Below are 7,014 nucleotides of genomic sequence, written 5' to 3'. Positions count from 1 at the left end.
GATCTACAGAACATCTAAGGGGGAGAGAATAACATGCCTTTAAATTATGAGAATCTGTACAAAAAAATGGGAATTGTATTTCTTGGTGGTTCGTTGATATTGAGTACGACAGGGTGCAGTTGGTTTGGAAGTAAGGAATCATCAAAAAGTAAAACAGCTATTACAAAAAAGGTAGATAAGAATAAGCCGGATGAAAAGAAAGAAGATCTGAACAAACATGATTTTGAAGCAATTACAGAGAATGCAATTCAAAGTAAGGATAATGAAGTTGCTTATGTACTCGAAGAGCTGGATAAATCAAAAATTAATTTTAAAGAAAAATCTATTGTAAGTAATCTTCAAAATGGGGATGACACCACTTCTCGTGTTCTAGCACTCTTTGATAAAGTAACGACAGATAAATCAATTCAAGATACAACAAAAGATAATGTGATTGCAGCCATTACAGATAATAAGCCACAAGTCACCGTGAATGGAGATCATTTTGCATTTGGCGATCAAAATATTGATTCTTCAGTAGCGAGTATAGGAGATATTCTTCCACCAGAGAAGAAACCAGACGCAATTGTGACCCTACCAATTATAACGGAAGGTGAGAATGGTAATACGGAAAATACAGGGACAGAAAAACCAAAGCCACCTATAGAGACGGAAAAACCAACAAATCCAGAAAAACCAACAGATCCAGGTAAACCAACAGAACCAGAGAAGCCAACAGATCCAGAAAAACCAACAGAGCCAGGTAAACCAACAGAGCCAGGTAAACCAACAGAACCAGAAAAACCAACAGAACCAGAGAAACCAACAGAGCCAGAGCAACCAGAGCAGAAGCCGGAACAAAACCAGCAAGAAAAGGACCCTCAATCTCAATCTCAATCCAATACCATTGTGTAAATATATAAAGTTTAATAATAAGAAAGGGAGCGATAGTATGTTGAAGTTAGGAAAAGCTGAAAAAATTATTGAAGTAGAAATAGAGGAACTTCAGGAAAGTGAATTAAGTAATGTAAATACTTTGGTAGTTGGTTCACCAGGAACAGCGAAAGATCTTACTGTTACTGTTCCTAATATTCTTTTTGAAGAAAATAAGAATATATTTGTGTTTGATGTAAATAATGAATTGGCAAACCCTTATGCGTATAAGGGTTTGGATGAATATAAGGAAAAACAAGGATACAAGATATGGCGATATGACCTTATGGAAGAAGGCTTGTTGGATAGAATTAATCATATTTTGACGACACAAGATAATGGAAAACACTTTGTTCATATCCACTTTAAACAAGAAGTATTCACAGTGTACGATCGAAGGTATAGGGAATTGACAGAACATCAGAACAAAATCAAAGAACTCGTATATCAAGTTATGTGTCAAATTCGTTTGAGTAATGATGATAAAGCAAAAAGAAGGTTTCATCTCTTTCTTATGAATGCTGATAGTTATTATTCTAATAACATAGCTGAATGTTTCGCTACATTTCGGGGTTATAACATTGGAATAACAATGAGTGTAAGTTCTGTAAAAAATGTTGATGAAACACTTTTAGAAAATACATTTTATATTGTTTTGAAAGCACAAAAAGATAAGGAGGAAGCCAATTGTATTACTGAAAAATTAAAATATCACCATCTTAATTGTTTTGGTACAAAATTTACACCATCTGAATATGGAAGTTTGCTAATTTCAACACCATTAACAGCTAGTATGTTGCAGGATTTACCTAATGATATGGCTCTTGTATGTAAAAGAATCATTTGCCGAAAAGATAGAACACATAAGGAAGCTGGTTGGAATCGTTTGGTAGAGACATATAATGCTATGGAAATCTTGTTGTGTAAATAAAAGAAACTAAAGGTTATGAAATTTAGAAGTTTGTCAAAAAGGTACTCATAAAAAGAGTGCCTTTTTAATTTGAAAATACATGTAATCTAATTTTTTTACTGAAAGGAGTCATATAGATGTTTGTTAATAGTGCAAATTTAGTACAAATTTCAAGTCTAGATAAAAGTTTAATGGTGGTAGGTCGAGTGGGAACAGGGAAAACGAGGGAATTGAAGAAAATGGCTTTAAGTTTATCAAAAGTTTTAGTGTTAGATCCACTGAGGGAATATGAAGACGAAGTATTCGGGAAGGAGGATCATGTGACTTTACAACACTTGGAGTGTGAATCGAATGAAGGGTATGGGAATTTTAAAATTACAGAAGATGTGATAAATATAGCTAAACAATTTGAATATGTAATTGTAGATGAAACCAATTATTTACGTCAGGAAGACTTTATATGCTTTCTTCAGCAGATGAAGGATTCCGACATAAAAGTAATAGCAAGTTTTCAAAACATGCCATCAGATGCCCAAATTACTAAGAAATTTGGATATATCATATCTTTAGATGTAACGAAGGATTTCGATAAAATAACAGAGTATGAAAAATATAATTATGATTCGGGATTTGGCTTAAAGAAGTAATACGTGTGGCTAGATTGAATAGAGGTGATGCTTTGATATGTATAGTGAAAAGATATCAATCAAATATAAATTAGCTGAAAAAGAAGTACTCATTCCATTGAGTGCTTTTTTGTTTGTTGGAATGTTATTGATCGCTAATTTTTTACTCAACTTATCCTTAGAGCTGATAGAAACAACTTTTAGTGATTTATTACATCCCAAACCGTTTCATATGGAGATAGGATTTCTTTTTCGGATGCCAATTGCAGAGCATCCAATATACTACTTGCTTGTTTTCCTTGTAGTGATTGGAACTATAGCGAGAACAGTGTACAAATTGAAATCTTCCTTTAAAAACTTAAATAATCATGAGAAAGGATCTAGTCGTTTTACAACAGTTGAAGAGCTGAAAAAGCAGTACCGAGCTGTACCAGATCGAGAGGAAACATTTAAAGGTGGCGGTGGTGTTGTTATCTCCCGATTAGGTGACAAGGTATTTATTGATGATAGCCCGGTAAACAATTTAATCATTGGTACAACTCGCTCTGGTAAAGGGGAAACTTATGTATTTCCTACAATTGATGTCTATTCTAGAGCAGAACATAAACCATCATTAATACTGAACGACCCCAAGGGCGAGCTATTTAGTGCCTCAAAAGAAACGTTGGAAAAACGAGGGTATCACATTGAAGTCTTGAATTTGTTAAACCCACTCGATTCTATGAGCTATAACTTATTGCAGCTTGTCAAAGATGCCTATAAAGATGGAGATTATTCAACAGCCCAAGCATTATGCAAAACACTCTCACACACTTTGTATTACAACCCAACTGTAAAAGATCCTTTTTGGCAACAGTGCGCTATGAGCTTGTGTAATGCCATGATATTAGCCGTTACAGATAAATGTATTGCGGAAGGTGCAGAAGAAAAAATTACAATGTATGCAGTTGCAAATATGTTATCAGAACTTGGTTCAAAAGAGATAATCGTAGATCCGAAAGCCGATCCACAAAATGCATTAGATTTTTACTTTGAAGGCTTACCAACGGATAGTGTTGCGAAAATGCAGTATGCAACCTCAAACTTCTCAAAAGGAACGACACGAGGCGGGATTTTCACCCAAACCATGAACGGACTTTCTATTTTTACATTTGATGAAATCGCTAAAATGACAGCAAAGAATAGTGTGGATTTAAAACGTGTCGGTTTTGGAAAAACGATAAAAGGAAAAGTAACACCTAGAAAACGAGTGGAAATTGTATTTCCAGATGGCTCAAAGGAGTCTATTAAAGCAGATATTACAGGACGTTTTGCATTAGATTTTAAACAAGTAATACAAGTTGGAGATACCATTCAATGTATTGAAAAGGTAAATCCTCAAACGAAAACATCTATTTCTATTACAAAAATAGATGAAAAAACGGGGCATACAGAATTTAAAGTAATAGAAGACAATGAAGATATACAAGTAATAACAGTGGATTATTTCGATAAACCAGTGGCTATTTTTATGATTACACCAGACTTTGATTCTTCGAATCATGTGATAGCTTCTATATTTGTAAGACAACTCTATTTTATATTAGCCAAAGGTGCATCCCTTGCCCGTGGTGGGAAATGTCACCGTGAGGTGGTTTTTATCTTAGATGAGTTTGGCAACATGCCGAGTATCGAAGGAATGGCGAATATTATTACGGTCTGTCTTGGTAGAAATGTTCGCTTTAACCTTGTAATCCAGGCATATGCACAATTGAAAAATAAGTATGGTGAGGATGCAGATACGATTGATGGAAACTGTGGGAATACAATTTACATTCTAACGAACGATCAAGAAACCGCTGAAAAAGTGTCCAAAAAACTAGGGAATCAGACGATTAACCTACCTTCCCGAAGCGGAAAAGGTCTTTCTACTGATAAAAATAAAACGGAAAGTCTAGATCAACGACCACTGTTAACAGCAAATGAACTTATGAATTTTAAAGAAGGAGAAAGTGCCGTTATTCGTGTCATAAAACGTCAGGATAATAACAGAAAAAGGATCAGACCTCGCCCGATTTATAATACGGGGGAAACAGCCTTAAAATACAGATGGGAGTACTTAGGAGTAGAGTTCGATACAGATAAATCTATTTTAGATATAGATATTGATTCTCTACATGATGATGTAAATCCAAAATCACTTATTGTAGATTTTCTAGGAAAGAGAAAAGCAAAACAAATTGAGAAAAAAACATCAGAACCAGAACAAGTACAAGAACAAGAAGCTTCTTCCCAAATAGAGACACCGCAGCCAGTAGAAGAACCAACAATGATGGGAATTGATGAAGAGATTCCGGAAGAGGCGTTTCAGCAGGAAGATAGCCCGTTTGATTCCCTCACCATTGAAAATTGGAAAGAAAAAACGGTTAATGAATTTTTTGAATCTGATTTAGCGGTTTTGAAATTGGTTGATAAGTTCTTTTTAGCACAGTTAGGGAAAGTAATAGATGAGGTTGAAAATCAAGAAATGGGCGAGTTTTACAGTGAATTTCAAATGTTAGCTCACAATGACCATATCGACAAAAGTGTTTATCAAGCAGTCGAAAACAAGATTAATCGAATCTTGCGTGACTTAGAAGAAAAAAAACAAGTAACAAGTTAGAAAGCACTCAAATGATTGAGTGCTTTTTTGAATCCAAATATAAAGGAGGAAGAGGGAATGGGTGTACCGACAATCACGGATAAAATGCAATTGATTTTAGATAGTTACTCGCCATTTGTAACAGAAGAAAATGAGATCATTCTTGGTTTAGAAGATGCGGTTCTTTTCCTTTCAGTAGATCGGGAACAAAAAGGAAAATTGATTATTCGTATCGACAGACTAAATGAGAGAGTGAATTGGACAGCAAAAGAAGTATTGGGACAATAGCAAACATGAGAGGAGGGTAAATAGTGAAAGATGAAGAGATTTTAAAGGTTTTAGAATCGTTCTCGGATTATCTTCAAGTGGGAGACATCGTGAATTATGTATTGCGTTGGCTAGGATGGTTCTTAATTGTAGGCTTATCTTTAGTTGTAGATGCTTTAGAAGGTGTGACAGATGCCATTTTGGGGATTAAAGGATTCTTTAATTCACCGGAAATACAAAATTTTGTTGATATGTTATATCCATTGTTTGTCGTTCTTTTAGCCATTTCGTTTTTATATATTGGCTACATGTTTATTATGAACAAACAAATGAATCGTTCTCAAATTATCATCAATATTTTCATAACATTGAGTGTACTTTGTTTATTAAGTACTGGTATGACAAAGGTCGATAAGTTCACCGATGATGCCATAGCGGTTGTGAAATCTGAACAAAAGGGTTCTTTAAGTGATGAAATTATTAAGAAGAATATAACGGATGTTGCAGTGATAGATCAAAATGGATGGAAAAAGAAAGAAGATATGAATCCGAAAAATAATATTCCGGAAAAAAGCATTAGACAAATTGATATTACTGAAAAGATAGATAAAGATTTTGAATTTGCGAAGGATAAGGAATTATCTGAGGGTGGTCAAGATATTCTTAAGTATAAAAGGGTAATGGATGGGATGGGAGTCGCATCTTTAGCTGAATTAAAAGATGGATGGTTTGATTTCTTTCCAGAAAAGTATTACCGCTGGCATTGGAATTTTTGGAACATATTCTTTACTTTACTGATAACAGGATTAACTTTGTTGTTAGTAAGTATTAAGTTAGCTAGATTATTTTATGAATTGGCATTTAACTATTTGTTAGCGAACATATTAGCACCAGCCGATGTTGCGAATGGTCAAAAGTTAAAAGCTGTATTATCTAATATCCTCAATATATTTATAGCAACAATTATGATATTCCTTTCTTTGAAGCTATATATAATGGGAACAACGTTTCTCCATGATAAATTAAGTGGTGTGCCGTATCTTATTGCATTAGCCGCATTTAGTATGGCAGTTCTAGATGGCCCGGCAGTCGTAGAAAGGTTATTCGGTATAGATATTGGATTAAAAAGCAGTTGGGGCATGTTAGTAGGTGGTTACGCACTTGGTAAAGGAATTGCTGGTCTGGCAAATTCCAAACCAATGAAGGGTCTAGGAAATATGATTGGAAAAGGGGCGAAAGGTGCAGCGGAAGGAACTGGTGTTGCAACAGCTAAAACAGCAAGTGCGGCAGCAATGGCAACAGGTGGCATTGCTGGTCTCATAAGTGGCTTGAAAAATGGAAATGAATCTGAAAATAAAGATTCATTGCAAGATCAAATGAAAAAAGCTGGTGAGAAGAAAGCAAATGTAAATGATGTAGCAAATAAGGAAAAAGAAAAAGGTAACTTAAATAAGGAAAAAGATAAAAAGAATGGTGGTACGCCATCTATTCAAGAAGACATGAAAAAAGGGGGGAACGAAAACCCAGGGATAGCGAATGGGCAAGAATCGGGAACAACAAGTCTTCAAGATGAAATGAAAGAAGCTGGAAAATCAAATGGAGCAAGTGAAGGAGGTCAAACACCAGGAACAGTAAGGCAAGGAGCAAGTGAAGGAAGTCAAACAGCAGGAACAGTAAGA

6 protein-coding genes are annotated in these 7,014 nt (G+C 34.9%); all 6 read left to right on the top strand.

Annotated elements, in window-relative coordinates; all coding sequences use genetic code 11:
* The first annotated feature begins 33 nt into the window (after window positions 1-33).
* Window positions 34-894: a hemagglutinin gene (locus JDS95_RS31440; protein ID WP_242474211.1), complete on the top strand. Its 861-nt coding sequence runs from the start codon at window positions 34-36 to the stop codon at window positions 892-894.
* 37 nt (window positions 895-931) lie between these two features.
* Window positions 932-1,843 carry a type IV secretory system conjugative DNA transfer family protein gene (locus JDS95_RS30200; RefSeq protein ID WP_199691031.1) on the top strand — a complete coding sequence of 304 codons (912 nt, stop codon included), beginning with the start codon at window positions 932-934 and terminating at the stop codon, window positions 1,841-1,843.
* A gap of 116 nt (window positions 1,844-1,959) precedes the next feature.
* Entirely contained in the window at window positions 1,960-2,469 is a 510-nt protein-coding gene (locus JDS95_RS30195; RefSeq protein WP_199691030.1) for a hypothetical protein, read from the top strand.
* Between the two features lie 37 nt (window positions 2,470-2,506).
* Window positions 2,507-5,089, top strand: a complete 2,583-nt coding sequence (locus JDS95_RS30190; protein ID WP_199691029.1) for a VirD4-like conjugal transfer protein, CD1115 family — start codon at window positions 2,507-2,509, stop codon at window positions 5,087-5,089.
* A 57-nt stretch (window positions 5,090-5,146) separates the two neighbouring features.
* Complete coding sequence (locus JDS95_RS30185; RefSeq protein WP_048567227.1) at window positions 5,147-5,356, top strand: hypothetical protein; 210 nt, start codon at window positions 5,147-5,149, stop codon at window positions 5,354-5,356.
* A gap of 23 nt (window positions 5,357-5,379) precedes the next feature.
* Window positions 5,380-7,014 (top strand): pLS20_p028 family conjugation system transmembrane protein (locus JDS95_RS30180; RefSeq protein WP_199691028.1); only part of this gene is annotated, 1,635 nt, incomplete at its 3' end.

The sequence above is a fragment of the Bacillus cereus group sp. N24 genome, from assembly GCF_016483345.1.
In the GTDB taxonomy this organism is placed as follows: Bacteria; Bacillota; Bacilli; order Bacillales; family Bacillaceae_G; genus Bacillus_A; species Bacillus_A toyonensis.
The sequence above is the reverse complement of the archived record's forward strand: the minus strand, read 5'-3'. Positions and strand labels throughout refer to the sequence as shown.

What these genes read in the sequence shown, in the direction of transcription:
- JDS95_RS31440 (WP_242474211.1), top strand. Translation starts at nt 34, where the DNA reads ATGCCTTTAAATTATGAGAATCTGTACAAAAAAATGGGAATTGTATTT.
- JDS95_RS30200 (WP_199691031.1), top strand. Translation starts at nt 932, where the DNA reads ATGTTGAAGTTAGGAAAAGCTGAAAAAATTATTGAAGTAGAAATAGAG.
- JDS95_RS30195 (WP_199691030.1), top strand. Translation starts at nt 1,960, where the DNA reads ATGTTTGTTAATAGTGCAAATTTAGTACAAATTTCAAGTCTAGATAAA.
- JDS95_RS30190 (WP_199691029.1), top strand. Translation starts at nt 2,507, where the DNA reads ATGTATAGTGAAAAGATATCAATCAAATATAAATTAGCTGAAAAAGAA.
- JDS95_RS30185 (WP_048567227.1), top strand. Translation starts at nt 5,147, where the DNA reads ATGGGTGTACCGACAATCACGGATAAAATGCAATTGATTTTAGATAGT.